Source organism: Streptomyces cinnamoneus, assembly GCF_014650495.1.
Lineage (GTDB): Bacteria > Actinomycetota > Actinomycetes > Streptomycetales > Streptomycetaceae > Streptomyces > Streptomyces cinnamoneus.
In genome coordinates, this window is the sequence record NZ_BMVB01000099.1 from 1 (window position 1) to 523 (window position 523).

Consider the following 523-nt stretch of genomic DNA (forward strand, 5'->3'; position numbering starts at 1 on the left):
CTTCTTGATGTAATCGGGAGCATAGGCAATAAACGAAGCGGACAGCACGAACACCACCACAAAGTTGATAACAGCGTGAAGTGCCTTGCTGGTTTCCCGTTTTATCAGTCCCGTATAGGCAACATACATTCCAACGACTAAGATAATGAGAAGCAGGAAACCAACATAAAAGCCCGTAGAAGAAAAGCCGTTCTCGGTAACGCCTGCAAGGGTCTGTATGCTCTTTCCGATACTGTCTGCCATATCGTTGATGAAGTCCAGATTATAGGCTTCCTGCACCACATAGCCCGTAGCATTGCTTAAATATAAACTGATAGTCCAGACAAAGTTGGTAATACAGTAAAGCCCGTACTGCACCGATTTCCCGATACCGTCCAGCCAGTTCCATGGAAGCCACGACCAGCTATTATCTACATAAAAATCTAGCTGATAGTTAGACAGCGGATATTTTGAATAAAGGTTCTCGGTATTGATAGTGTCGTCCACAAGCCCCGTCGCATGAGCTACCGTCCCTAAGAGTGAA

At 45.5% G+C, this 523-nt stretch carries 1 protein-coding gene; it reads right to left on the reverse strand.

Going from position 1 to position 523, the window contains the following annotated elements:
* Positions 1 to 523, reverse strand: a 523-nt coding sequence (locus tag IE182_RS33000) for a CD3337/EF1877 family mobilome membrane protein (RefSeq protein ID WP_506417129.1), incomplete at both ends; no start/stop codon positions are given.